This is a genomic window from Streptomyces sp. URMC 123 (assembly GCF_051386515.1).
Classification (GTDB): domain Bacteria; phylum Actinomycetota; class Actinomycetes; order Streptomycetales; family Streptomycetaceae; genus Streptomyces.
In genome coordinates this window covers 1-25,596 of record NZ_JBPQTV010000022.1, presented here as the reverse complement: position 1 = coordinate 25,596, position 25,596 = coordinate 1, and the positions used below count along the sequence as shown (strand labels likewise).

The window sequence follows — 25,596 nt, the reverse complement described above, 5'->3', positions numbered from 1 at the left end:
GAGTCGATCATCGATGTCGGGCCGAGGCAGCACATGCTCACCTGCCGGGCGCGCGGGGTCGGAAGGGCAGCGTGCGGGCGTACAGCGGGGTTGGCCCCGGCCGGCCGCGTGGTAGCTCTCCCGGGGGTGGCGACGGAACCGTCCGCCGTCCGCCCCGCTCGCGACAGGCCCGCCCGGGCTGCGGAAGGCGGAAACGTATGCGCAAGGCGATGCTCGCCACGTTGATGGCCCTGGTGGTCTCCGGCACCGGAATGGCTCTGACCGGTCCGGCCGGCGCCCAGCCGGCACAGAGGCCGGCTCTTCCCCTGCAGGGAGGTGTCGAGCTGACGTACGAACCGCCCTCGATGGACGGGCAGGGGCACGTCACCTGGCGGTGGACGGCGCACAACAGCGACCAGAACCCGGTTTCCGACGTCGTCGTGACCCATCGGGTCACCCCCTCGGTGCCCGTGACATCCAGCGCACCCTGCACGGGCACGGCAGAGAAGATCACGTGCGAGATCGGCACCCTTGAAGGGGGTCAAGAGTTCGCGGGCGAGGTCACGGCCGAGCTGCCACCGGGCCAGGAGGACAGTGCGCGGATCGACGGGGCCGCCACCTGGACCGAAAGCCCACCGGCCGGCTGACCGCCTCGACCGACGCCTCCGGGAACGACCCCGCCCGCCCCCGGCGGGCAGGCGCGGTCGCGACCGGGTCGCGTCGGGGCGAGGCGACCGCGCGGGACGTCGGACGTGGCCCACCGTGTCGCCCCGCGGGGCCGGACGGACTCAGGGGCGGTAGACGCACGCGGCCAGGGGCGCGCGCACCGTCCAGCCCAGCGTTTCGTAGAGCGCGCGGCCCTCGTCCGTCGCGCCCAGGACGCCGAGCGTCGCGCCCTCGGCCACCGCGAGGTCGGCGAGGGTGCGCATCACGAAGCCGCCCAGGCCACGGCGGCGGTGGGCGTCCTCGGTCCGTACGCGGTCGACGACCGTGGCGTCACCGAGCAGCGCCATCTGCCCCCGGGCGGCGAGGTCGCCGATCGCGTCGCGCATCCACACATGGGTGACACCGTCGCCGGTCTCCACGGAGGCGGTGTAACCGGCCGGCGCCACGGGGTCGGTGCGGCGCAGGTCCACCGCCATCAGATGGCCGGACTCCTCCTTGTCCGCCACCCAGCCCGGCGGCAGCCACGGCTCGATCGCCCGCGGCTCCATGGGCACCTTGAGCCAGGTGAGCGGCGTGGTCACCGACAAGGCGGCCCGGCGGACGGCGGACTCCTCGGCGTGCGGCAGGACATGGCGCGCCACCTGGTCCGGGGCGCCGACTTCGAGCAGGACGCCCCAGGGCTTCTCGACCGGCTGCGGGGTGCGCCGGGACACGGCCCAGCCGGCCGCCCACGTCCTCACGAGGTCCGGGATTGTCGAGGTGCGTACGTAAGTGCTGCTGACCATGCGGGCACCTTACGACACGGCGGTTGTACGGGGCATCCGCTTTGACGTGATGTTGAGCCGCGCCGGCCGGTGCGGCGGTCCACCGACAGGGCGACGGGCCGGGGTTCAGGGCCGCCGGGGCGCCGGCCCCCGGGGCGAAGGGCGGCCGCCGGAAAAGCGTTTGACGCCCGGCGGCGTCCGGCGGTCGGATGGCGCGCCATGAGCGAAAGGCACATGCACCCCGGCCAGCACCCCATCGACGAGGACCTCGTACGGCGGCTGGTGGCCCGGCGGTTCGCGCGGTGGGCGGGGCTGCCGGTGAAGCGGGTCCCGTCCGGCGGCACGGTCAACGCCCTGTACCGGCTGGGCGACGACATGGTCGTACGGCTGCCGCTGGTGGCGGGCGGAGCCGAGGACGTGGCGAGGGAGCGGGAGTGGCTGCCCCGGCTCGCGCCCCAGCTGCCCACGGCCGTCCCCGAGGTGCTCGGGGCCGGGGAGCCCGCCGAGGGGTACCCGTGGCCGTGGTCGGTGTACCGGTGGCTCGACGGGAACGCCCCCGAGGCGGGGGCGTTGAGCGAGCCCGCGCTGCTGGCCGGCGACCTGGCGGCGTTCGTGGCGGCGATGCGCCGCATCGCCCTGCCGGGCGCGCCACGGGCCCACCGCGGCGGGCCGCTCGCCTCGCTCGACGCGGAGACCCGGGCCGCGATCGAGGAACTGCGCGCCATCCCGGAGGAGGGCGTCGATGGTGACGCGGTCACCGCCGTGTGGGAGGACGCCCTGCGGGCCCCGGGCCCCGGGCCACGACGGGCCGCCCGTGTGGCTGCACGCCGATCTGATGCCCGGCAATCTGCTGGTCGACGGCGGCGGCCGGCTAGCCTCGGTGATCGACTTCGGGTGCGCGGGGGTGGGCGATCCGGCCTGCGACCTGTTCCCGGCCTGGAATCTGCTGCCGGCCGACGCGCGGGAGGTCTTCCGCGCGGAGCTCGGCGTGGACGACGCGACCTGGGCCCGCGGGCGCGGGCGGACGCTCTCGCAGGCGCTGATCGCCCTGCCCTACTACCGGGGGACCAACCCGGCGATGGCCCGCAACGCCCGGCATGTGATCCGGGAAGTGCTGGCGGAGGGCTGACGCCTTACAGGGCTCGTCACGGGGCTCGGTGGCCGCGGCCCGCGGGGGCGGTCGTCGAGATCAAGTGGTCCACGACGTCCGCCAGCCGGCCGCGCCGGCGGTGGGCGGCGCGCTGGCGGTCGGCGCCGTTGCCTCCGGCGCGCAGCCGCGACCAGCCGGCGCTCACCCGGTCCAGGTCGCCATGGCGTCGCAGGGCGGGGCGCAGCCGGGCCAGGAGACGGTCCACCTGGGCGGCGGCCGGGGACAGCCGGCCGGTGACCGGATCGATGCCCTCCCCCGCCAGGCCGTCGCGTGCGGCGCGCCAGCAGGCGGCCCGCAGCATCTCCGGTGACGGCCGCGGCGGGGGCTCTCCCGCCTCGATGGCTCGCAGGGCGGTGGCGACCATGGCCCTGACGAGGCCGGCGATCAGGGCCGTGTCGTCGGCGGTGGCGGTCGCGTCGGCGACGCGCAGTTCCAGCGTGGGCTGGTGGTGGGAGGGCCGGATGTCCCAGTACAGGCCCCCGCGGTCCAGGATGGTGCCGGTGGTGACGAGGCGGTCGACGAGGTCCTCGAAGTGGGAGCGGGACTCGAAGTACGGCGGGGGCCCGGCCACCGGCCAGCGGCCCCAGCTGATGGTGCGCCAGCTGGCGTAACCGGTGTCGCGCCCCGCCCAGTACGGCGAGTTGGCGGCGAGGGCGGCCAGGAGCGGCAGCCAGGGCCGCACGTGGTTGCTGACGCGCAGCGCGGTGGTCAGGTCCGGAACGCCGACGTGGATGTGGCAGGCGCACACGCTCTGCTCGTCGTCCAGGGCGCGGAAGGTCTCCACGCTCCGGGCGTAGCGGGCGCCGTCCGTGAAGGGCGGGGGGACCGGGTGGCCGAGGACGGGGGTGCCGCTGGAGACGATCCGTAAGCCCTGCTGTTCGGCGGCGTGCGCCACGGCGGCGCGCAGGGAGCGGATCTGCTGGCCGAGGTCGGCCAGGTCGGTGTGGGGGTCGGTGCGCGCTTCGACCTGGAAGCGGGTGAGTTCGGTGGTGACGCGGTCGCCGAGCGGGGTCGCCGCGGCCGCGACGACCTTCTCGGCCTGCGGGCTCAGATGGCGGGAGGCCGGGTCCACGAGGAGGTATTCCTCCTCGACGCCCACGGTCAGGGGGTCGTCCGGCGCGGGCCCGGGCCCGGCCGTGGGGTGGTCCTCCACGCCCGGGGCGTCCCCGCCCCGGGCCCACGTGCCTGAGTCACCCATGTCCGGGGCGGCGCCGGCTTCACTGGCCATGGCGACCATCTTGGCAGCGAACGCCGGGGGGAGGCAGATGGCCTGTCGGCGGGGCGGCGGTACGGCGGGACGGCGTTACGGCGGTCTCTCACGGGCGTCACGGCGGCACCTCACGCCGTCGGCACTGCGCGCCCCGGCCCGGTCAGGCGTACGCGCCCAGGTCGCTGGCCTTGAACGCGGCGTTGTCGTTGATGCCGATGACATAGCCGTCCGGGTCGCGGAAGTAGAACATCCGCTGGCCGGTGTGGTCGGTGAGGGTGTCCTTGACGATGTCGGCCTGCGCGGCGATGCGGTCGTGCACGGCGTCGAAGTCGTCGACGCCGAGGTAGAACATGCCGGCGAAGCCGATGGGGGTGTCGGCCAGCACCGGCAGCCAGTTCTTCAGGTCCGCGTTCGCATAGAGCATGCAGACGAACTGGCCCTCGTAGAGGAGCATGTGGATGTCGTCGCCGGGGCGGGAGGTGCTGGAGTCCACGTCGAAGCCGAGCCGCTGGTAGAACGCGATGCTCGCGGCGGTGTCCCGCACGCTCAGACAGGGGGCGAACGGCATGGTTCCTCCTCGGTGCGCACGGGCTCGAAACCCGCGCGTGAGCCGACGCCGCGTGGCTCTCGCCGCCGCACGGGTCCGATGCCGCACGGCGCCCAGGGGCCGAGCCGGCCCAGGCCCTGGGCGCCCATGGCGTCTCCTGGTGTCCCGTCCTTTCTCGGCCCGCCCGCGGTGTCGCGCCAGCGGGCGGGGCCCGAACGGGTGAGCACGAACGTACGGTCACACGCGGACGTGCTGCACGCGCGGACGTACGGTCACCTACCGGCGCGGTGCACGCGCGGACGTACGGTCACCCGTGAACGCGGTTCACGGCTGCGGCGCGCGCAGGAGTGCCTCGGGGACGTAGCCGGAGCGGACGGCCGGCCGCCAGCCGTGCGCCACGGTCGCCAGGGCGGCCAGCGCGACGGTCCGTACCGGCAGCAGGCTCCTCGGGGCCGGATCGGCCCCCACGCTCTCGCGGTGCTCGATCAGCCGGTCCGCGAGGGCCTGGGCGAACGCCTGCTCGTCGTCGGCGAGCAGGACCCGCAGCAACCGCTGGTCGGGGGTCAGCGCACCGGCCTCGTCCAGGCGCCGCGCCGCGCGCCCGCGCTCCTCGGCGTCCGGCTTGCGCAGGGGTACGGGCCCGGGTACGGCGCCGGGGTAGCGCCCGCTCTCCACGGTCAGGTAGTCGCACAGCGCGTCCATCTCGGCGAGGTCGGCCGGATCGGACGTCGACTCATGCGTCGAGTACGGCAGGCCGGAGCGGATCGCGGGCGCGTAGTCGCACTGCAGCAACGGGCCCATCACCCGCCGCCGTTCCCCGATCAGGCCGCTGACCACGGACAGCGCGAACGCGTCGACCCACGTCCGCGCCGTGGGGGCCTCGTGCGCCGGGTCCGCGGTCTCGTCGAAGGTGAGTTCCTCGCTGCCGAGGGTCTCGGCGATGAGCGGCAGGGGCACGTCGAAGTCGCCGTTGGGGAACGCACCGAGACTCAGCTCCCCGAGCGCGCACTCCGCCGCGGTGCGCAGGGCATCGGACGAAGGGTACGTACGGAGCTCGGGGTCCGTCAGGGCGCGGGCGGCGACATAGTCGAGGAGTTCGTCGCGCATCTCCCGCAGGCCCTTCAGGGACAGGCCGTCGTAGCGCTGGTCGAACCAGCGATCGCGCACCCGCTCCTCGATGCCCTGGAGCGCTTCGGCGAGCCGCTGTTGCCCGACCTCGTGGCATGACACATTCCGCACCGCTGTCGTCCTCCCCCGTGATCCTTCGGCCGGCGCCGAGGCACGCTACCAGCGTCGATGCCCCGGGGCCGACCCACCCCGGCCTTTCCCCGGGGGGAGGCCGGGACCCCCGTACTGTCGAGCAGCGTTCAGCGCATCCGGCCTACGGCCGCACTCCGCCGAACGCTCGCCGGTTGAAGTGGTCCAGCGCGTGCCGGCTGCGCAGTTCCTCCAGCCGCCGCAGGGCGGGCGCGCCGTAGAAGGCGCGCAGGAGCTCCGCGTCGAGGGTGTGGGCGCCGTACAGGTACGGCCGGCCGCCGGCTTCCGCGCATGTCTCCAGGAGCCGGCGTTGCACCCGTTCCGTCGCGGAGATCGCGCGCCGGTCGGACCGGTCCGCCGAGGCGAACACGCCGATGCCGTAGAGGACGGGCGCGTTCGGCGTGGGCGCGAAGACGAAGGGGGTCGCGGGCTCGGGGCGCCGGACCACCAGGGCGTACAGGCTGACCAGGGTGTCGGTCAGCGGAGAGACGTGGATCAGCTCTTCCAGCGTCGCCGCGAACCGGTGCAGCCCCGCTTCGTCGAGAACGTAGTCGGCCCACAGGTTGGCATGGGAGTCCCCGTGGAGCAGGGGGGAGAGATGCTCGCTCACTTCGTGGTGCAGCCGCATGGTGTAGTCGGGGACGGGCTGCGCCGGGCCCAGTGCTTCGGGCTCGGCGGCGTCGGCCGTCCACGACACGTGGGAGTACCAGGAGTTCCGGTCGTACATGCCGAAGTACCCGCGTACCCCCGGCTCCCGGGCCACGCGGGGCATGAAGGTCACCAGGTCGGAGAAACCACTGTGGTCGATTCGCGAGACCCGGCTGGTGGCCTGGTGCGGCACCGTTCGCAGCACCGCGCTCTTGATGAACCCCACCTGGCCCACCCCGCCGAGGGCGAATCGGAAGAGCTCGGAGTTCTCGCGCTCGGAGCAGCGGAGCGTTTGCCCCGTTCCGTCGACGATCTCGATCTCCCGGACGTGATCGATCTGCCCACCGAACCGGATCGACCCGAGCCCGAAGCCCCCGATGGACAGCGTGCCCCCCACCGTGAGATCGAGATAGGTGGGCAGCACCGGATTGGCGCGGCCGTGCCCGTTCAGCCAGGTCTCCAGCTCGTGCCAGGTGATACCGCTCGGCACCTCGACCAGATGCTCTTCTCCCGTCGGACGCTCCTCTCCCGTGAACCGTGGTGTGACGCCATCGCGGAGGTTGTCCAGGACGGTTCCCCGGGTGAGCGTCTGCGTATTGCACGATCGGCCCGCGCCGCGCACGGTCACCTCCCGGCCGGAGACGGCGGCCCGTTTCATGATGTCCTCGACGGTCCCGTCCTCGCCTTCCCGGACGACCGTTTCGGGGGCCAGGGAGCAGGAGCGCCCGAAGTCGCTGCTGAAGTCCTTCATCGTGCGACGCCTTCCCCGAACGCCCGGGTGCTGAAATGGGTGAGCGCGTGGTGCCTGCGCAGTTCCTCGAGGCGTCGCAGGGCCTTGGCGCCGTAGAAGCGCTCCAGCAGGTCCGCGTCGAAGTCATGGGTGCCGTAGAGGTACGGGCGGCCCTTGGCGTCCGCGCAGGCTTCCAGCAGTTCTCGCAGCACGCGCTTCGTCTCGTGGATGCCGCGGGAATCGGTCCTCTCGGCCGCGGTGAAGATGCCGATCAGATACTGGACGGGGGCGTCCACCACGGGGGCGAGGACGAAGGGGGTGGCTGTCGGAGGGCGCCGGATCACGAGGAAGTACAGGGCGACCAGGGTGTCCGAGAACGGATACTCGGGCATCCGTTCCTCCACCACCCTCGAGAACCGCTGGAATCCGGCCTCGTCGAAGATGTGGTCCACCCACATGTTGGCGTAGTCGTCACCCTCCAGCAGGTGGTGGAGATGCTTCTCCGTTTCGTGGTGGCTGTAGAGGATGTAGTCGGGGACCTCCATCACCTGTGCCGGGTCCGCGGGCCCGGCGGTTTCCGGCGCGTCGGGGGCGAAGGACACGTACGAATACCAGGAGGCCCGCTCGTACATGCCGAAATAGCTGGCGACCCCCGGGTCCTGGGCGCCGTTCATCATGAAGTCCATGAGGTCGGACAGTCCGGTGTGCTCGATCCGCGCCGCGCGGGTGACGGGCTGGTACGGGATGGTCCGCAGCACCACTTTGCTGATGAATCCCACCTGTCCCAGCCCGCCGAGGGCGAATCGGAACAGCTCGGAGTTCTCCCGGTCGGAACACCGGAAGGTGTCGCCCCGGCCGTCGACGAGTTCGATCTCGACCACCTGATCGCTCTGCAGACCGCACTGGACGGACCCGAGGCCGAAGCCGCCGATGGAGAGATTGCCGCCCACCGTGATATTGAGATAGCTGGGCAGAACGGGATTGGCCCGGCCGTGCCGGTTCAGCCATTTCTCCAGTTCGAGCCAGGTGATACCGCTCGGGACCTCCACCAGGTGCTCCTCGCCGGTGAACCGCGGTGTGCTGTCGGGGCGGTAGTTGTCGAGCACGATCCCGGAGGAGAGCGTCTGGGTGTTGCAGGAGCGGCCGGCGCCGCGGACGGCCATCTCCCGCCCCGACGCTGCGCCCTGCCGCATGATCTGCGCAATGGCTCCGTCCTTTCCCTCCCGGACCACCGAACCGGGAGGAATGACGGAGGTCCGCCCGAAGTCTCGGCTGAATGTGTTCACCTGACACCACCTTTTCCGCGCCGTCGGCTGGCCGGTTCGGTTGCCTCGAACCGGCGTTGTGATGACGCACCGTCGCAGGCCCGCAGTCGTGGCCAGTCACCGTAGACCACGGCCGAATCGCGCGCAGCAGGTCGCGGGCACCGGCCCAGCGGGATTCCACCGGAATTCGAGTGCCTGCCAGGAGCCTCCTCCGGCCATGGAGCGAGAGAAGGGGGCGAGTCGATTTGCTGATGCGCAAGGGAGACCCGACAAAGATCAGGAAAGACTTCATCTCGGATTACGACGGCCTGGCCGGCCAATGGTGGGACCCGCGCGGGTCGCTCGCGCCGCTGGGCTGGATCGCCCGGGCCCGCGCCGATTTCGTGCCGACCGCCGGGAACGAGGGGGCCCGCCTTCTTGACATCGCCTGCGGCGGTGGCCTGTTCGGCCCGTACGCGGTGAGCAAGGGCTATCGCGCGGTCGGCCTCGACATGTCGGAGTTGTCGCTCCGGGAGGCCCTGCGGCACGGCTTCTCCGAGGTCGTCCAGGCCGACATGGCCGACCTGCCGTTCGACGACGCGTCCTTCGACGTCGTCACCGCGGGGCAGTGCTTGGAACACGTGCCGGACCCCTTCGCCGTGGTGGCGGAGGCCTGCCGGGTGCTGCGCCCCGGGGGCACGCTCGTCGTCGACACGATCGCCGACACGGCGATGGCCCGGTTCGTCTCCATCACCCTCGCCGAGAACCTGCCGATCCCCGGCCGCCCGCCGCGCGGCACCCATGACCACCGGCTCTTCGTCAACCGGGAGCGGCTGGTCCGGGTCGCCCGGGAGCACGGCGTGGAGCTCGGCCTGATCGGCCTGCATCCGCGCCTGCGCGAGATGGCCCGCTACGCGGCCGGGCGGCTCGACGCCGTCCGCATGGTGCGCACCCGGTCCACATCGGTTCTCTACCTGGGCCGGGGGACGAAGACATGACGCTGCAGCAGCCATCGGTACGCGGCGCCGTGCACAACTGGGTGATCGGCGCGCGGCTCAAGACCCTGCCCGTCAGCTACGCGCCGCTGGCGGTGGGCCTGGCGATCGCCCACGCGTACGGCTCCGTCGACGCGTGGCGCGCCGTCCTGACGGTGGTCCTCGTGCTCGGTTTCGTCCTGGGCACGAACTTCTTCAACGACTACAGCGACGGAATCCGCGGGGTGGACGACCATCGGGCGGGCCCCACCCGGGTGGTCGGGTCGGGGCGGGCCACACCGCGGCAGGTCTTCCGGCACGGGGCGGTGCTGTACGGCATCGGCGCCCTGGCCGGTCTGGGTCTGGCGGTGCTGGTCTCGTGGTGGCTTCTCGCGGTCACCGCGCTGATCGCGCTCGGCGGGTGGTTCTACACCGGCGGCTCCCGGCCGTACGGCTACCGTGGCCTCGGCGAGATCAGCATCTTCTTCTACCACGGCGTCGTCTTCGTCTGCGTGCCCGCCTACGTCCAGCTCGGCCGCGTCCCCTGGGAGGCGCTGGCCGGGGCCGTGCCCGTCGGTCTGCTCGCCTGCGCGCTGCTGACCACCAACAATCTGCGGGACATCCCCACCGACGCCGCCGCCGGGAAGATCACCCTCGCGGTGCGGCGGGGTGCCGGGTGGGCCCGCCGGTTCTATGTGTTCTGCGTCGTCGGCGCCTTCGCGGCCGCGCTGCTGGTGGCCTTCGCGCACCCGTGGGCGCTGCTCGTGCTGGGCGCCGTCCCGTTCGCCGTCTTCCCGGTGCGCAGGGTGGTGAGCGGGGCGGGTGGCCGCGATCTGATTCCGGCGCTGGAGCACACGTGTCTGATGCTGCTCGTGTTCGGAACCCTGCAAGCGATCGGCATGGCGCTGTGACGGCGGGGAGCGGAGCGATGGTTCCCGATCACGAAGTGCTCGTGATCGGTGCGGGATTCTCCGGCATCGGGACCGCCATGGGGCTGCGGCGGGCCGGCATCGACGACTTCCTGATCCTGGAGGAGCGGGACGACATCGGGGGCAGCTGGCATGCCAACACCTATCCGGGCATCGCCGTGGACATCTCGGCGTTCTCCTATTCCTTCGCGTCCGACCCCTATCCGTCGTGGTCCCGGGTGTTCCCTCCGGGAGAGGAGCTGAAGGCGTACGCGGAGCACTGTGTCGACACGTACGGCCTCCGGCCGCACGTGCGGTGCGGTGCCACGGTGGTGCGGACCGACTATCAGGAGTCGGCGCACCTCTGGCGGGTGTTCCTGGCCGACGGCAGCAGCGTGTCGGCGCGCTTCGTCGTCTGTGCCACGGGGTGGCTGACGAAACCGAAGTCGCCCGAGATCCCCGGCCTGGACCGGTTCAAGGGCGACCTCGTGCACACGGCGGAGTGGGACTCCTCCCTGGAGCTGGACGGCCGGCGGGTGGGGGTGATCGGTACCGGCGCCTCGGGGGTGCAGGTGGTGCCGGAGATCGCGCCCCGGGTGGAGCGGCTGTACGTCTATCAGCGCACGCCCATCTGGCTCCTTCCGAAGCCCGATTTCGCGCTTCCGGAGGCCGCCCGCCGGCTCTTCTCCAGGGCCCCGTGGACCCAGCGGACGATCCGGCTGTTCACGGATGCGGTGACGGAGGTCAGCTTCGTCATCGCCATGGTCCATTACCGCCGTTTTCCGTTCCTCGTGAGGGCCGGCGAGGCGGCGTCCCGGTTCTATCTGCGGCGCCAGGTCAAGGGCGATCCCGAGTTGATGCGCAAGCTCACCCCGTCCTACCGCGTGGGGTGCAAGCGGCCGTCCCTGGCCAAGGGCTATTGGCGGGCCTTCACCCGGGAGAACGTCGATCTCGTCACCGAGCCCATCGCCGAGGTCACCGAGACGGGTATCCGCACGGCGGACGGCGAGGAGCGGGACCTCGACGTGCTGATCCTGGCCACCGGTTTCCACGTCCTCGACAATCTGCCCCCGTTCCCGGTGCACGGCAAGGGCGGGCGGGACCTCAAGGAGTTCTGGAGGACGGAGCGTTTCCAGGCGTACGAGGGGACGTCCGTCAAGGGATATCCGAATCTGTGGTTCATCGTCGGGCCCTATTCCTTCACCGGCGGCTCCTGGTTCGGAATGATCGACTATCAGGTGACCCACGCCCTGCGCGTGATCGGGGAGGCCCGGCGGCGGGGTGCCACGGAAGCCGTCGTCCGCCCCGAGAAGCACGACCGGTCGTTCAGGCGAACGCTGCGCCGGCAGCGGAGCAGCGTGTTCCTCGACCCCAGCTGCCGGGGATCGAACAGCTACTACCTCGACGAGCACGGCGACGCGCCGGCCGTCCGCCCGGCCTCCACCTTCGAAGCGGCCTGGCGCGCCCGGCACTTCGACCTGGACGACTACCGGTACGAACAGTGAACCCGCGGTTCAGTGACCGCTCACACCCAGGGGGACCGAAGAACATGCGAATGCGCGATGTCCAGGGCAGGGACCGCTCCTTGTGCGTTCTGTACGGGGTGTCGGCCGTCGTCGGATTTTGCATCATGGGCACGCTGGCCGTCGTCTTCGTCGTACAGAACGCGGAGGCCGGGCCCATCGGAATCGTCACGAATTTCCTCCGGGACGCGACCACCAATCTGGCGTCCCAGTTCATCTACGCCGATCTCGTACTGACCTGGGCGGCCCTCGGCGCCTACATGATCGTCGAAGGGCGGCGGTTCGGGATTCGGCACGTATGGGCGTACATCGTCGGCGCCCCGGTCCTCGCCCTGATCGCGAGCTACGGAGTGTTCATGATCGTCCGTCAGCTGAAGATCGCGGCCGCGCGCCGCGAGGGCGACCTGGCCGCCGACGAACGGGACGGGCGGGACGAGCGGGCCCCGCGGCTGGTGGCGAGCAGGACCGCCTCCTGAGCCAGGACCGCCCCCTGAACCACGGGCGATGACCGGCCGCATGTGCTCGTCCCGGGCGAGGCCGACCTGGCACCCGCCTAGCCTCCGGGGCGTGCGGGGTGGCGCGGGCCGAGAAGGACGACGATGTCGCCGCCGTCGGCGGGGCGGGTGGCCCGGCGCCAGCCCAGGCGGCGGTAGAGGCGCAGCGCGGCGGCGGCGCGCACGGAGGTCAGCAGCCAGCTGCGGCCGTCCGGGGCGGTCTCGGTGACCGTCTCCAGGAGGGCCGCCCCGAGGCCGCCGCCGTGGGCGCGGGTGCGGACGGCGAGCTCGTCGACCTCCTGGCCGCCGCACAGCCAGGCGCGGGTCCGCTCGGGGCCGAGCGCGGCGGCCGCCTCCGCGTAGCAGCGGTCGGTGGGGAAGGGCGCGGGTGTCGTCCACGCGGTGGCGAAGCCGAGCACCGTGTCGCCGGCCAGGGCGAGTGCCGCCAGGAAGCCGGGCCGGGCGGCGTCCTCGGCGAGCCGCGCCAGATAGTCGTCCGCCCGCGCCTCGTCCTCCTGCCACGGGGGCGCGCCGAACGCGTCGGCGTACACCGCGCGCACCCCGGCCGCGTACGACATCACGCGCTCGCCGGTCACCGGCAGCACCCGCACGCCCTTCACACCACTCAGCCCGTCTCAGCCCGTCGCCATCGCGTAACCGTCCGCCTGCATGCCGTACAGCTTCGCATAGACGGCCCGGTTGGCCATCAGCTCGTCGTGGCTGCCGTGTTCCACCACGCGCCCCTCCTGGAGCACCACGATGTGGTCGGCCATGTGGACCGTGGAGAAGCGGTGCGATACGAGGATGGTGACGCGCCCCTCGCGGCCGCGGGACTCGGCGGTGAACTGCTCGTACAGATCGTGCTCCGTCTGCGGGTCCAGGGCCGCCGTCGGCTCGTCCAGGACCAGGAGCACGGCGTCGTCGCGGATGAGGCCCCGGGCGAGGGCGAGCCGCTGCCACTGCCCGTGGGAGAGGTCGACGCCGTCGTACAGCGGGCCGAGTTGGGTGTCGGCACCCTGCGGGAGCCGCTCGACGAACTCGTGCGCGCCCGCCCTGCGGATCGCTTCCGCGACGTCCGAGGCGGGCTCCATCCCGTTCAGCCGGCCGACACCGACGGCCTCGCGGACGGGCAGCTGGAGCTTGACGAAGTCCTGGAAGGCGCCGGTGGCGTGGCGTCGCCACGCCTGCGCGGAGATGTCGGCGAGCGGTGTGCCGTCGATCTCGACGGTGCCCTCGGTCGGTGCGTACATCCCGGTCAGGAGCTTGACGAGGGTGCTCTTGCCGGCTCCGTTGTCCCCGACGAAGGCGACGGTGCTGCCCGCGCGCAGATGGAGGTCGACGCCCCGCAGGGCCGGTGTGTCGCCGCCCGGGTAGGTGAAGCCGACGCCCTTGAGCGTGATGCCCGACCGCAGGGGGACGGGCGGCTCGGCCGTCGGCTCGTCGGCGTTGCGCGCGGCGTACTCCCTGAGCCACACGTAGTGGTCGGTGATGGTGCTCGCGCCGGCGACCCGCCCGGCGTTGCTCACCACGTAGCCGACCTGCCAGCGCAGGCGTCCGCCCAGGGTGAGGACGAGCATGAGGTCGCCGACGGTGGCCTCGCCCCGGCTCGCCAGGTGGGCGACCATGGCCAGGGCGCCGGTGTACCCCAGGGCGAAGCAGAGCCAGCCGGCCAGTTTCCACGCCGCGGCCTTCAGTTCCGCGTTCGCGATGAGGGCGGTCGCCCGGTCCCAGGAGGCGGCCGCCTCGGCGCTGAGGACGGGACCGGCGCCGGCCAGCCTGATCTCCTTGCCCGACTCGGGCCGCACGAACAGGGTGTGCAGGTTCTCCTCGCGGCGCTGGTGGACGATCTGCTGTGCGGCCGCCGCCCGCACGAGCCGCTGTTCGCGCCGGCCGGCCCAGAGGGGCGGCACCGTGCAGAGGGCGAGGAGGGCGAGCGCGGGGTGGACGCGGATCAGCAGGATGACGGACAGCAGCAGGCTCACGATCGCGCAGGCCGCCTCCGCCAGGCCCCAGCCCGCGCCGGCCAGGGCCTTGGTGCCCCGGCGCAGCATGGCGAGCCGGTCGAGGTACTCCGGGCGCTCCAGGTGCTCGACGGTGCGCAGACCGCTGACGGTGGTGAGGATCTCCTCGTGCACCAGGACGTCGACGCGGTCGGCGAGGTCGTCGTTGAGGTTGGCCTGAATACGGCCGCCGGCGGCCATCGTCGAGTAGGCGAAGGCGCCCAGGGCGGCGGCCGCGACCACGCCGCTCACGGTGCCCATGCCCGCGGAGTCGACCAGCCACTGCTGGGTGAGGGCGTTCAGGGCGACGGCGACGGCCTGGAACGCCACGAGCAGCCCGATGACGACCGAGACGCGGCGGTCGGCCCTCCAGCTGAGGCTCATGGTCTGCCGCAGGACGCCGGCCCGGGTCCGCAGTGTGCTCGCTGTCGTCATCCGAGTGCCCCCTGGACGTCGGCCGTCGTCGTCTTCGCGGCCCCCTGTGCGCCGATGAACCGGCCGGCCTGCAGCCGGAACAGGCGCGCGTACTCCCCGTTGTCCTTCATGAGCTCGTCGTGCGAGCCCTGTTCGGCGATCCGGCCGTCCCGCAGCACCACGATGCGGTCCGCCTTGCGAATGGTGGACATGCGGTGGGAGATGAGGATGACGGTGCGGCCGGTCACGCCGCGGACCACCTTCTCGTAGAACTCCGCTTCGGCGGCCACGTCGAGGTGCGCGGTGGGTTCGTCCAGGATGAGGACGTCCCTGCCGTGCCGTGCCGCGAAGAGCACCCGGGCGACGGCGAGGCGCTGCCACTGGCCGCCCGACAGGTCGGCGCCGCCGTCCCACTCCGGGGAGAGCACGGTGTCGAAGCCCGCCGACAGCTGGCCGACCTTGGGGGTGGCGTCCATGTGGTCCGCCGCGGCGCGGACGCCCGCCCGGTCGTCGCGCCGTTCCGGCGCGCCGAGCGCGATGTTGTCCGCGGCACTGAGCGGGTACTTGTTGAAGTCCTGGAACACCACGCCCAGGCGCCGGCGCCAGGTGCCGACGTCCAGTTCGGTCAGGGCGGAGCCGTCGACGCGGATCTGGCCGGCGCTCGGCTCGTAGAGACCGGTGATCAGCTTGATCAGGGTGGTCTTGCCGACGCCGCTGTCGCCGACCAGGGCGATCACCTCTCCGGGCCGGATCGTCAGGTCGATGCCGTCCAGCACGGGGCGGGTGGCGTTCGGGTAGGCGAAGGAGACGTTGTCCAGGCGCACCGTGGGGGGCTGCGACCGGGGGGCGTCCAGGCTCGCGCCACCGGACGGGATGCCCCGGCCGGCCCACTCCTCCAGCTCCTCCACGGCCTTCGCGGAGTCGAGTCCGAAGGCGATGTCGAAGGCCTCGAAGCCCATGGAGCTGATCTGGAACACCGCCCAGGCGGCCACGAGACAGGCCACCAGCTCTCCCGGGGAGATCTCCCCGCGCAGGGCCGACAGGCCCGGCAGGAGCATGGCGGTGCTCGCGGAGCCGAGCGTGATGGCGATGGTCCACCACTGGTGGGAGATGATGTGGCGGCGGGTCCGCCAGATCTCCTCGGCCCACTCGTGGACCTCGCGCGTGCGGCGTGCGACGACCCAGGCCGTGAGGCCGAACAGCCGGACCTCCTTCGCCGACTCCCTGCCGCCGGCCAGATCGGTCCAGTAGCGCACCCGGCGGGCGCCGCGCTCGCGGGACGTCCGCACATCGGCGAGGTGGAGCCACTGCCGCCGGATGATGGAGCGCATCACCATGGACGCCACGAGGAGCCCCAGCGCCAGCCACACCGAGTAGGCGACGAGGACCAGGGCCGACACGATCGCGGACACGATGCGGAAGACGAGGTGCAGCTGCCCGGTCGCCCCCAGGCCGGGGGACCTGAAGGACTCCGTTCCGATGTCGCCGGCCCGGTTGGCGATGTCGGCGAACCGCGGGTCCTCCAGGTGGGCGATGCCGCGGGGCGCCATGGCGAGTTCCCTGACGCGCCGGCGCACCGAGCCGTCGATCCGCTCGGACACCGAGCGGTGCAGGACGTCCCGCAGCGCGACGCTGGTCTCGTCGACCAGGAGCAGCCCGACGAGCAGCAGCAGCGGGGGCAGCGCGGTGGCGGGCGCGGCGCCGTGCTTCAGGATGCCCACCAGGGCGGTGGCGAGCCATCCCGTCGCGACCGCGCCGACCGCGGGCCCGACGGCGACCACGAGGTGGGTGGCCAGGAGGCCGCAGACCGGCTTCGGCGTCAGCCGCAGGAGTCTCAGCAGCCTCGTGCGCTCCCGATAGAAGGCAACAAGGCGCTCACGGGGTGGTGATGCCGCCCTCGCGCTGTCGATCTGCGTCACGTTTCGGCCAGGCCTTTCCATACTCGCCCAGGGCAAAGTGGACTTTTTTCACCTGCTCACGGAATCGTCGCGCGAACAGGGCTCGGCGTCGACCCGGCATCGCCAGGCGAGCCGGGCCGACCGAGCAACTCGGCGGCGCGAGGGAACATGACGCCGGATCACCGCGCGTCCCCCACCGCACCGATCCTTCTTACGAGTGGTGGTGCGCCACCACGATGGGGGCCTCGTCGTCCGCGTCGAAGAACGACTCGACCTCGGCGAACGGGTCGGTCACATCGCTGCCCTCAAAACCGCCCTGCGTGTCCTGCATTTCGAGAAGAGGCATGGTCCGCACCTTTCGACTGTCGCATTTTCTTGATTTTCAACGGAATTCATTCCAATTCCGCCCGATGAGCCTATAGCATGCACTTTCCGAAAACCACTTCTTTTCATGGCTCCCGGCGCAGGGAATGGGCGAGTTGACGCACGGTGGAGAGCCCCGCCAGGGATTCGATGGACAATCCGTGCCAGCCGGCGGCCGTCAGATCCCGGTGAATGGCGGGCATGAGAAGCGGGCCGAAGTCCTGTTCCAGCGGACTCAGCGTCTCGTCGACGTCCCTTTCCGGAAGGTAGCGGTGGAGCGCGGCCACCAGCGCGTCACGGCGGCCGTCATCGGCCGTGCCGCGCACCGGTTCGTCGTCGCCGCCGGCCCCGTCGAGGACGTAGTGATCGGGCACCACCACGCCGGCCCGCAACAGGGCCGGCCGCAGATGCGTGGTCAACTCCTCGGCGCTCAGCGCTCCCCGGTGCGTCACATGGGCCCGGAGACGCCCGGACTCCCCCTCCCCCCGCACCTCCATGCGCACCGCCGTGACGGCCGGGTGCCGCGCGAGTTCGGCCGCCGTGCTCTCCGCGTCCGCCCAGCGGCCCGCCCCGAGCCGCGCCCACTCCGGTGTGCGGGGCCACCCGTCGCCCTCGGCGGCCCGTACGACGTCGGCCAGGCCGCTGTCCCCCGTCCGCTCCGCCTCGCGGACGATCCTCTCGACCGTCCTCGCGATCTTCTCCGCGTCGCCCTCGGGAATCACCGAGGAATCCACCTCGAAGTCGAATCGGGCGGAGCCTTCGGACAGAGTGATGGCCGCGAAGACGAGCGCCCCACCGAATCCCGGCCCCCAGGTGATTCCGGTCTCCGGCAGATCCTCCATGCGGTCGGCCGCGCGCCGTTCGGCTTCCTTCGCGTCGTCCACGTCGGACTTGACGTTGACGTACGTCTCCAACTCGACTTTCGCGCCCCGGCGCAAGGCGTCCAGGGTGCGGTGCCGCAGCACGTCGTCGTACGCGTAGTCGCAATGCCGCAGGGCGAGCAGCGTGTTTCCCCAGACCCGGCCGGCCAGCCGCGACAGGGAGTCGTCGGGATCGACCTCACTGTCCAGCAGGGCGAAGCGGGCGAAATTCCCGACCGTGCCGTCCTGGCGCTCCCCGTGCCGCGCGTTGAACATCGAGTGCCAGGCCCACCGGCGCTGGCCCGTGTAGGCGGTGAGGGCCATGTCGAGCGCGGCGAGGAACACGGCGGCCGAGGGGACCCGCAGGGCGACGGAGACCCTCGGCAGCGCCAGGGCGAGCGCCGGGGAGTCGAGCGTCACCGTCCTGTGCCGTCCCGGGTGCTCCGACCGCCGGAACGGCAGGACGGTCGTCGGCATGGTGGCCAGACGGTCGCGCCAGTACGCCAGGGCCCGCGCCGTCCGCGTCGGCCCGGGTTCCAGGGCGTCGTCCGCCGCCTGGTCCAACGGCTGTCCCACGGGTGGGGGAAGCGTTTCCGCCCCCTGGTGCGGGGCGTCGAGGAGGTGGCGGATCTCCTTCTTCAGGAGGTTCACCGCGTGCCCGTCGGCCGCGATGTGGTGGACCGCCAGGCACAGATGGGTGACCTGGTCGCCGCGGGCGACGAGGGCGACGCGGACCTGGGGCGCCGCCCCCAGGTCCATCGGCTCGGCCAGCAGCGCGCTCACCGCGTCCCGCGCGCACCCGTCGGCATCGCCCTCCTCCCCCATGTCCAGCACCTCGACCGCCTGGCCGCACGACGCGTGCACCTGCTGCCGCGGCAGCCCGTCGGGGCCGATCGGGTAGGTCGTGCGCAGCGACTCGTGGCGGTCGACGACCGTGTCGACGACCCGCCGGACACAGTCCACCGGGAGCGGCTTGTCGAGTTCGAGGACGACGGGGATGATGCCGGCGGTCTTCTCCTCGGGCGGGCAGGTGAGGTCGACGTACCAGATGGGCACCTGGGCGCGGGTGAGCGGGCCGGTGCGGATCACGGGGTTGGGCACTGGGGTCTCCGGTTCAGGGTGCTGGCGTCGGCTGCGCGGCGGGGCGCCCGGCGGCCCCGGTGCGCAGCCGCTCGAGAAGGAACACGCGCGCGGCGGCCACGGCTTGGTCGAGTCCGAGGAACCCGCGGTCGCGCGCGGCGGCGGTCAGTGCCGGTTCGTTCGTGGCCTCCAGGTGCCAGGTCCGCGCCAGGTGCTCGACGACCGACGCGCCACGCAGGGTGCGCGCCGAGCGGGCGGGGTTCCGGGCCAGGGCGCCGGCCTCGGCGGCGAGGGCGGCGCGCGCGGCGCGCCGGGACTCCGCCCACGAGGGCACCAGGGCCCGCAGCTCGTCGGTGATGTCGTAGAAGGGGTGGGAGCCCGGCTCCTCGCGGTACGAGCGCGTCAGCACGCGGAGCAGACGTTCCTCGGGCGGGACGCGCTCGTCCTCCTCGGTGAGCCAGTGGCCCAAGGACTCCTCGCCGAGGTCCTCCGGCGTGATGCCGCGCTCGGCGGCCGCCGCCAGGGCGGCCGCGCCGTCCCCCGCGCCTCCGGTGATCCTGGCGAGGACATGGCGGCGCCAGCGCCGGGGGAAGTCGGGGGCGTAGAGCTGTGCGTGGTGGAACACGGTCAGATCGGGAACACCGGTGCCGTCCGTCGCGTCGTGGGCCACGGTCGCGGCCTGCCACTGGAGGAAGTAGCTGGTCCGGGCCGCCGCGGGGTGGGGCGCTTTCGTGGTGGTCAGCTCGCCGGCGCGGACGAGGTTCAGGGCCTCCAGGGCGTCCTGGCGCTTGAGGTTCGCATGGTGCGGGTGCTCGGCCAGGAACGCGCGGACCCGCCGCACCGGGTGGCCGTCGCCCGTCCCCGGGCCCGGGAGCCGGCGCTCCAGCATCTTCCAGGACCGCTCGGGGTAGGGCAGGCGCTCGGCGGTGGCGATCAGCGCGTCCGCGGCCTCGGGCGCGAGGGCACCGGCCCGGCGAGCGGCGGCCACCGCGTGGCGGATGTTGACGAGCGGCTCGCTGAGCGGCCGATAGTGGCCGTCGTCGGCGTGGGCGACGGCCACCTCGTCGTCCGCCTCGATCGTTCCGTCGACATAGTCCCGGAAGACGCGGCCCACCCCGACCATGCCGCAGGTGCGCATCTCGGCCGCGCGCAAGGCGCCCATGCTGGACGCTCCCACGACGACCGCACCGTGGGAGAGCGCGTGGAGGATCTCCTTGTGCCGCACGGGGGCACGCTGGTGGAAGAAGCCGTCAATGATCACAAAGAGGGACGCGGGGCCCGGCGCGAGCCTCAGCAGGTCTCCATGGGCCACGGGGGGATGGAACACCGCGTCGGGAAGCACGGCGCGCACGTCGTCGACGCCGACCGTGGGGCCGCCGAACACATGGACGGTCATCGAAGGCTCTCCTTCCGGGGCCTCGGAATGGAGTGCCGCGCGTCGAAGGCGAGCCCCGCGACCACGACTTTCACCACGCCGAGCCAGGGGACGCCGCTCAGATCGACCACCAGGGGCTCGTGCCCCGTCCTTGCCTCGATCTCGGCGGCCAGGAACCGAAGTTCCTCGCCCGTGTCCCGGAACTGCCGGGGAAAGGCGCCGCGCACGCTGTCCCAGGAGACGGCCTCGCCGGCCGTCACCGGCGCGCGGCTGCGCAGCATGGACCGCCCGTACACCCCCGGGTCCAGGTCGTCACGCGTCCCCGTGATCGCGGTGAGCCGCGACTGCGCGGCTTCCGTCACGGCGCGCAGCAGCGCGACGGTGGGGTCGGTGTGCAGGCCCGAACCGGCCGCGATCACCGGGAAGTCATGGCTCCAGACGTAGGCGGCGAAGCACGGCAGGTTCCAGCGGTTGGGAACGACGACGACCTCCAGCCACGCCCCCGCCGCACGGAACCGCTCCAACACCGGGGCGGCGTCCGGGTCCGTCACCGAGCTCAGGTCCAGGTGCGTCCGCTCGTGCACCGGCACCTCGGCGACGGCGTGCACGCTGTCCCGCTCGATGAGCTCGTGCAGGGCGTGCACCACGGCCTCGGTCCGGGTGTTGCCGCTCGCCAGTCCGTTCGTCGTCCGCAGAAGCCCGGGCGGGTGCCAGGTGCCGTCGGCGAGGTCGTCGATGACCACGGCGTCGCGGGGCACGGGGACGGGGCGTCCGCTCAGGGCGCCCACGGCTTCCACCCAGTCCAGCGGCGTGCGGTCCGTCAGCAGACCGCCGGCCCGTTGGGTGAGCCCCGTCACCGGATACGGAAGGTCCAGTTCGACGGCCCGGGCCCGCACCCCGGGCAGGGACGCCGCGGCCTTCTCCGCGTGCCAGAACTCGATGGCCTCCATGGCCCCGGAGACCTTGGCGAGCAGCAGGTCGCTCCCTTTCCCCTGCGCCACGCTGAGCGTGGGCGCGGTCGGCCGTACCGCCATGACCACGGGGATGCCGAGCGAGTCCAGTCCCGTCACATCGGCGATCCGCGTCACGCCGAAGGCCCGCAGGGACGGCGCTATGCGGTCCCAGGTCTCCGCCGGATGCCTCACCCGATGTGTACCGGAGAAGAACACCTTGTCCATCCCGCCCCCCTCGAAATGATCAGAAGAACCGCTGTGCGCGCCGGTCGGCGGGCAGCATCGACGAACTGCCCTGCGGGAGTTGATGGCCGCGAACGGTCGAACGGTGACGACCGTGTGCCGCGCGCCGTCGCCGCTGCGCGATGCTTCTGTCCCGGCCCGGTACGGGTACGGGTGCCGGTGCGGCGTCGGGCGAACCGGTTCTCCGCTGGAGACGACCAGCGACAGGAGTGAGTCGGCAACAACAATCAACTGACTGGCGAGCCATACGGCTTCGCGTGCTTGGCGGCGCGCCCACGGCCAAGATCGTCGAACAGCATAGCAACGCTTTCCGGCCATCGCGAGTGTCGCGTGTCACAGCGCGACCCTCATGTGCTCGGCGACGCGGGGCAGTTGAGAAGTGCTTGACAGTGGAGACAGTTGCTTGGTGGAGTGAGCCGGCCGCCCGGCCGACGGTGGCCGGATAGTCAGGGCGGCCACGCCGTGGCGTACAGCCATGACGTGAGGTGAACTCGAAGTGTGCGGACTGGCGGGCATCGCTCGTCTCGACGGAACCGCGGTCGACGCGGGGACGGAGCGGCTGCTCGGGCGGATGGCCGCGGTGCTGGCCCACCGCGGCCCCGACGACGAGCAGGTGCTGAGCTCCGGAGAGGTGGGGCTCGCGTTCCGGCGGCTGGCGATCGTCGACCCGGCCGGCGGCCGACAGCCGTTGGTCTCCCCGGACGGCTCGGTCGTCCTCGTCGTCAACGGCGAGATCTACAACCATCGGGAGCTGGCTCGTACGCTCCCGCCGGACCGCCGTCCGCGCACCGGGTCCGACTGCGCGGTGCTGCTGCCCCTCTATCAGCGCCACGGCCTGGACTTCCTGGACCGGGTGCGGGGCATGTTCGCGCTCGCCCTCTGGGACCGCCGCAGGCGCCGGCTGCTCCTGGCGCGCGATCGTTTCGGCATCAAGCCCCTGTTCCTCACCAGGGACCGGCGGCGGCTGGCCTTCGCCTCGGAGATGAAGGCGCTCTTCGCCGATCCGGCGTGCCCGCGCGAGCTGGACTGGGACAGCGCGCTCACCGACCCCGCCCTGGACGTCGGATCGGCCCTGGACGACGGGCCGCCGCGTACCTGGTTCCGCGGGATCGAGCAGGTTCCGGCCGGCTCGCTGATCGACGTCGACCTGGGGACCGGGGAGCTGCGCCGCCACACCTACTGGTCGCTCCCGGAGATCGGCGCCGACGGGCCCGCCACCGGCACCTCCGACGACGCGTCCGACGCGTCCTTCGTGGAGCGGTACCGCGCGCTGCTGTCCTCCTCCGTGGCGGAGTGCGCCACCGCCGACGCCCCCGTGGGCCTGTTCCTCAGCGGCGGCGTCGACTCGGCCGGCGTGGCCGCCCTGGCCGCCCGGGACCGCGACATCCGGGCCTTCACGGTGCGGGCCGGGAGCACGGTCCGCAGCGGGGACCTGGCCGCCGCGCGACGCGTGGCGCACGACCTGGGCCTGCCCCTGCACGAACTGGACCTCTCCGGGGACGAGGCACCCGACGCGCACGGCTGGAGACGTCTGCTGTGGCACCAGGAGTCACCGCTGTGCGACCTCGACCAGTGGTACAAGTTCCTGCTCCACGGCCATGCCAAGGCCGTCGATCCCGGGTTGAAGGTGATGCTGCTCGGCCAGGGCAGCGACGAGTTCAACGGCGGCTACTCCCCCCGGTTCGCCCAGGACTGGGACGGCTTCCTGTCGGTGCTCGGCATGCTGTGGCGGCAGTACGCCGCGCGCGGCCGGCCGGGGCTCGGGATGTGGGCCCGCTCGGCACGCCTGCCCCTCCTCACCGCCGCCGGCCTGGAACGCGTGTCCCAGGTGCCCGTCACCGATCCGTACGAGCTGTTCGTCAGGGCCAAGCACCGGGACCTCCAGCAGTACAACTGCTGGCACGAGGACCGCACGGCCTCGGCCCACGGCGTGGAGGCCCGGGTGCCGTTCCTGGACCACCGGCTGGTCGAGCTGGTGCTCTCCGTGCCCGCCGGGAGCCGGCGGCGCCTGCTGTGGAACAAGCGCGTCCTCCGGGACGCCCTGGCCCCGGTGCTCCCCCAGGACATCGTGGAGCGCCCCAAGGAGCCCTTCGTCTACACGGGCGACGGAGGGCACGCGTACCGGCTCTGTCTGACGATGCTGACCCGGGACGGCGGGGCGCTCCTGGAGGAGGCCCTCGCCGGCCCGCACGCCCGGGAGCTCATCGACGCGAAAAGCGTACGGGCCACGCTCGCCGGCATCGCCGAGGGGCGCCTGCCCGCGCACCGGTCCCAGACCGTCCTGCGGCTGATCAACCTGGGCCTGCTGGACCACATGACCGCGACGTGGTCCCCGCCCGCCCTCACGGGCGGTCAGCGGGTCACGGCCATGGCCGACGGCTGACGGCCGCCAGCCGTCGTCACACGTACTCCGCCACGCGCTCCCAGCACGGGCGCTCGGGCCGAATCTGAACCGTCTCCCAGCCCAGTGCGCGGGCCGGCTCGATGTCCAGGGTCGGCGAGTCGCCCACCATCACGATCGTCGACCACCGGCCGTCCGCCGCGCGCCGCAGGAACGTCGGGTCCGGCTTCTTGCCGCGCCCCTCGCTGGAGAAGTGGCATCGGTCCAGATGGCCCGAGAGCCCGGTGGTGTCGAGCAGCCGGTGCATGCCGGACTCCCCCAGCACACAGTTGGACAGCAGCCGCACCTCGTGCCCCGCGGCCCTGATGCGCCGGAGCAGCTCGACCGATCGCGCGGCCGCCCGATAGCGGCCGTCGGCGTTGCCCACCGCGTGCCACAGCGCCTCCTCCGCCTGGCGCAACGACCGGTCGGGACGGTACCGGGCCAGCCCGCGGGCCAGGACCGCTCCCGTCTCCTCCTGGACGGCGTAGGGGCGGAAGGCCCCGGCCAGCACCGGGTACAGAATGCGTTTGGCCAGCGGAACGGATACGTCCAGGTGCTCCGCGAAGAGGCCCGCGAGGTCGGGTTCGCGGCCGGGGTCCCGCTCGACGACCAGGGTGTCGTAGCAGTCGAAGACGAACAGTTTCCGCGCTTCCCGTACGGGCGGCACCGCGGGGGCCGCGCCGGGCGCCGGTGAGGAGGTCATGTCCGCGGCACCCCGCTGCGCGCGGCCGGCTCGCGGCGCGTATCGGCCTCCAGGAGGCGCTGGACGAAGGGGCGGCTCCAGCGCGCCGGTGCTCCGTCCGCCGCGCCGTACTCGTCCAGGTAGCCGACGTCGTCGGGGCGCAGGGCGTCGAGCACGGGGCCGGGCACCGTACGGGGGAAGAGCACCTCGGTGTAGGAGAGCGTGAAGTACACGGGCGCGGTGACCCCCAGCTCCTCGGCCCGGCGGACCAGTCCCGCCCAGGTCTCCGTCTCCTCCGCCGCCGGGAGGGTGCCGAGGACGTCGACGAACTTCTGCAGCTGGAGATCCGCCTGGTTCTCGATGTAGTAGAGGGTCGTCGCCTCCTTGAACAGGTGCACGGCCAGGTCGACGACGTGGTCCTCGTAGGCCAGGCGCCGCCCCGCCAGGCCGCAGAAGCGGTCCGGCCGGGCACGGTCGAGGATCTCCGGGGTGTGCCGGCCCCGCTCCTCGCCCGGCGGGAGGATGTCGAGGCACACGTCGATCGTGAAGGCCGTCAGGTCCTCGCGGCGGGCCAACCGCACATAGGGCAGTTCGTTGTTCAGGTGCATCCGCCAGAACATCCGCGTCCGCCTGCTGAAGGGCTCCACGGACTCCCCGTCCCGGGACACCCGCCCCTGGACGTAGCCGGCGGCCAGGAGCTTCTCCCGCAGCGCCTCCTTGTCCTCGGCGTGGACCAGGAGATCGAGGTCCGTCATGCGCCGGGCGCCCAGGTCCGGGTAGACGTCCTCGATGATCACGGGGCCCTTCCGTACGGCGTACCGGATCGTCCCCTCCGCCTCGATGGCGTCGAGCACGCGCCCGAACTCCTCCATCAGGGCCTGGTTGCGGACGCGATTGGCGAGGTGAACGGAGGTGTGGAGGTAGTGGTAGGGCACGACCAGCGAGCCGTCGCGGCCGTGGAACAGACGGTGGGTGCTCAGATGGCACCCGACGAGGGGGAGCATCTTGTTGCGGCCGCACAGGTCGATGAACCGGCCCCAGTTGATGTCGCGGCTCATCAGATCGCGGCAGACCTCCGCCTCGTCCCCGGTCAGGCGGGGGCGCGCCAGGGCCAGCAGCAGGTTCGCCTCGGGGGTCAGTGCCTCACCGGGTGAGCTCGGGCTGCTCATCGTCCGTCCTCCTCCGTGGTACGGGTGTCGTGCGGGGTGCGAGTGCGGCGCGGGACACGGGGGCCGTACGGGGTACGGGGGT

General features: G+C 72.3%; 21 protein-coding genes and 1 pseudogene. 7 read left to right on the top strand and 15 right to left on the bottom strand.

The features are described 5' to 3' along the window. The first annotated feature begins 197 nt into the window (after nucleotides 1-197). Nucleotides 198-626 carry a hypothetical protein gene (locus ACSNOD_RS05430; RefSeq protein WP_436765577.1) on the top strand — a complete coding sequence of 143 codons (429 nt, stop codon included), beginning with the start codon at nucleotides 198-200 and terminating at the stop codon, nucleotides 624-626. Nucleotides 627-767: 141 nt separating this feature from the next. Here ACSNOD_RS05430 and ACSNOD_RS05425 read toward each other — a convergent pair whose 3' ends face one another. Beyond that, nucleotides 768-1,430, bottom strand: coding sequence for a GNAT family N-acetyltransferase (locus tag ACSNOD_RS05425; protein WP_436765576.1), 663 nt, complete (start codon nucleotides 1,428-1,430; stop codon nucleotides 768-770). A 213-nt stretch (nucleotides 1,431-1,643) separates the two neighbouring features. On the opposite strand from ACSNOD_RS05425, the pseudogene ACSNOD_RS05420 reads away from it, so the two are divergent. Then, a pseudogene (locus ACSNOD_RS05420) lies at nucleotides 1,644-2,538 on the top strand (aminoglycoside phosphotransferase family protein). A gap of 16 nt (nucleotides 2,539-2,554) precedes the next feature. On the opposite strand, the gene ACSNOD_RS05415 reads toward ACSNOD_RS05420, so the two are convergent. From ACSNOD_RS05415 to ACSNOD_RS05395, 5 genes are all read right to left on the bottom strand, one after another. Then, nucleotides 2,555-3,787, bottom strand: a complete 1,233-nt coding sequence (locus ACSNOD_RS05415; RefSeq protein ID WP_436765575.1) for a carboxylate-amine ligase — start codon at nucleotides 3,785-3,787, stop codon at nucleotides 2,555-2,557. A gap of 142 nt (nucleotides 3,788-3,929) precedes the next feature. After that, the gene (locus tag ACSNOD_RS05410) at nucleotides 3,930-4,337 is read right to left on the bottom strand and encodes a VOC family protein (protein WP_436765574.1); all 408 of its coding nucleotides are present in this window, start codon (nucleotides 4,335-4,337) and stop codon (nucleotides 3,930-3,932) included. A gap of 303 nt (nucleotides 4,338-4,640) precedes the next feature. Continuing rightward, on the bottom strand, nucleotides 4,641-5,555 hold the full coding sequence (locus ACSNOD_RS05405) for an Imm49 family immunity protein (protein ID WP_436765573.1): 915 nt from the start codon (nucleotides 5,553-5,555) through the stop codon (nucleotides 4,641-4,643). Nucleotides 5,556-5,697: 142 nt separating this feature from the next. Further along, nucleotides 5,698-6,972 (bottom strand): FAD-binding protein, encoded by a 1,275-nt coding sequence (locus ACSNOD_RS05400; protein WP_436765572.1) that lies wholly within the window; start codon nucleotides 6,970-6,972, stop codon nucleotides 5,698-5,700. Continuing rightward, a complete protein-coding gene (locus ACSNOD_RS05395; RefSeq protein WP_436765593.1) occupies nucleotides 6,969-8,183 on the bottom strand; it encodes an FAD-binding oxidoreductase in 1,215 nt (404 codons plus the stop codon). Before ACSNOD_RS05395 ends, ACSNOD_RS05400 begins: the two co-directional genes overlap by 4 nt. A gap of 284 nt (nucleotides 8,184-8,467) precedes the next feature. Between ACSNOD_RS05395 and ACSNOD_RS05390 the strand changes: the two genes are divergently transcribed. From ACSNOD_RS05390 to ACSNOD_RS05375, 4 genes are read left to right on the top strand one after another with little or no spacing between them, the layout of a single operon-like run. After that, nucleotides 8,468-9,193 carry a methyltransferase domain-containing protein gene (locus ACSNOD_RS05390; protein WP_436765571.1) on the top strand — a complete coding sequence of 242 codons (726 nt, stop codon included), beginning with the start codon at nucleotides 8,468-8,470 and terminating at the stop codon, nucleotides 9,191-9,193. Beyond that, nucleotides 9,190-10,080 carry a 1,4-dihydroxy-2-naphthoate polyprenyltransferase gene (locus tag ACSNOD_RS05385; RefSeq protein ID WP_436765570.1) on the top strand — a complete coding sequence of 297 codons (891 nt, stop codon included), beginning with the start codon at nucleotides 9,190-9,192 and terminating at the stop codon, nucleotides 10,078-10,080. The genes ACSNOD_RS05390 and ACSNOD_RS05385 overlap by 4 nt, the downstream gene beginning before the upstream one ends. 17 nt (nucleotides 10,081-10,097) lie before the next feature. After that, complete coding sequence (locus ACSNOD_RS05380; RefSeq protein ID WP_436765569.1) at nucleotides 10,098-11,582, top strand: flavin-containing monooxygenase; 1,485 nt, start codon at nucleotides 10,098-10,100, stop codon at nucleotides 11,580-11,582. 50 nt (nucleotides 11,583-11,632) lie between these two features. Further along, nucleotides 11,633-12,076: a DUF2834 domain-containing protein gene (locus ACSNOD_RS05375; RefSeq protein ID WP_436765568.1), complete on the top strand. Its 444-nt coding sequence runs from the start codon at nucleotides 11,633-11,635 to the stop codon at nucleotides 12,074-12,076. 77 nt (nucleotides 12,077-12,153) lie between these two features. On the opposite strand, the gene ACSNOD_RS05370 is transcribed toward ACSNOD_RS05375, so the two are convergent. From ACSNOD_RS05370 to ACSNOD_RS05340, 7 genes are all read right to left on the bottom strand, one after another. Next, nucleotides 12,154-12,672 carry an N-acetyltransferase family protein gene (locus ACSNOD_RS05370; protein ID WP_436765592.1) on the bottom strand — a complete coding sequence of 173 codons (519 nt, stop codon included), beginning with the start codon at nucleotides 12,670-12,672 and terminating at the stop codon, nucleotides 12,154-12,156. 57 nt (nucleotides 12,673-12,729) lie between these two features. Continuing rightward, on the bottom strand, nucleotides 12,730-14,529 hold the full coding sequence (locus tag ACSNOD_RS05365) for an ABC transporter ATP-binding protein (RefSeq protein ID WP_436765567.1): 1,800 nt from the start codon (nucleotides 14,527-14,529) through the stop codon (nucleotides 12,730-12,732). After that, nucleotides 14,526-16,427 carry an ABC transporter ATP-binding protein gene (locus tag ACSNOD_RS05360; protein ID WP_436765566.1) on the bottom strand — a complete coding sequence of 634 codons (1,902 nt, stop codon included), beginning with the start codon at nucleotides 16,425-16,427 and terminating at the stop codon, nucleotides 14,526-14,528. The genes ACSNOD_RS05365 and ACSNOD_RS05360 overlap by 4 nt, the downstream gene beginning before the upstream one ends. Before the next feature lie 190 nt (nucleotides 16,428-16,617). Continuing rightward, a complete protein-coding gene (locus ACSNOD_RS05355) occupies nucleotides 16,618-16,752 on the bottom strand; it encodes a hypothetical protein (RefSeq protein ID WP_436765565.1) in 135 nt (44 codons plus the stop codon). Nucleotides 16,753-16,855: 103 nt separating this feature from the next. Next, entirely contained in the window at nucleotides 16,856-18,730 is a 1,875-nt protein-coding gene (locus tag ACSNOD_RS05350) for a condensation domain-containing protein (RefSeq protein ID WP_436765564.1), read from the bottom strand. Nucleotides 18,731-18,743: 13 nt separating this feature from the next. After that, entirely contained in the window at nucleotides 18,744-20,105 is a 1,362-nt protein-coding gene (locus tag ACSNOD_RS05345) for a TfuA-like protein (RefSeq protein WP_436765563.1), read from the bottom strand. Next, nucleotides 20,102-21,262, bottom strand: coding sequence for a YcaO-like family protein (locus ACSNOD_RS05340; RefSeq protein ID WP_436765562.1), 1,161 nt, complete (start codon nucleotides 21,260-21,262; stop codon nucleotides 20,102-20,104). Before ACSNOD_RS05340 ends, ACSNOD_RS05345 begins: the two co-directional genes overlap by 4 nt. Nucleotides 21,263-21,776: 514 nt before the next feature. Here ACSNOD_RS05340 and asnB point away from each other — a divergent pair. Beyond that, the gene (asnB, locus tag ACSNOD_RS05335) at nucleotides 21,777-23,663 is read left to right on the top strand and encodes an asparagine synthase (glutamine-hydrolyzing) (protein ID WP_436765561.1); all 1,887 of its coding nucleotides are present in this window, start codon (nucleotides 21,777-21,779) and stop codon (nucleotides 23,661-23,663) included. 16 nt (nucleotides 23,664-23,679) lie between these two features. On the opposite strand, the gene ACSNOD_RS05330 is transcribed toward asnB, so the two are convergent. Beyond that, nucleotides 23,680-24,366 (bottom strand): HAD family hydrolase, encoded by a 687-nt coding sequence (locus ACSNOD_RS05330; protein WP_436765560.1) that lies wholly within the window; start codon nucleotides 24,364-24,366, stop codon nucleotides 23,680-23,682. Then, nucleotides 24,363-25,514, bottom strand: coding sequence for a nucleotidyltransferase family protein (locus tag ACSNOD_RS05325; protein WP_436765559.1), 1,152 nt, complete (start codon nucleotides 25,512-25,514; stop codon nucleotides 24,363-24,365). Before ACSNOD_RS05325 ends, ACSNOD_RS05330 begins: the two co-directional genes overlap by 4 nt. Nucleotides 25,515-25,596: the final 82 nt, after the last annotated feature.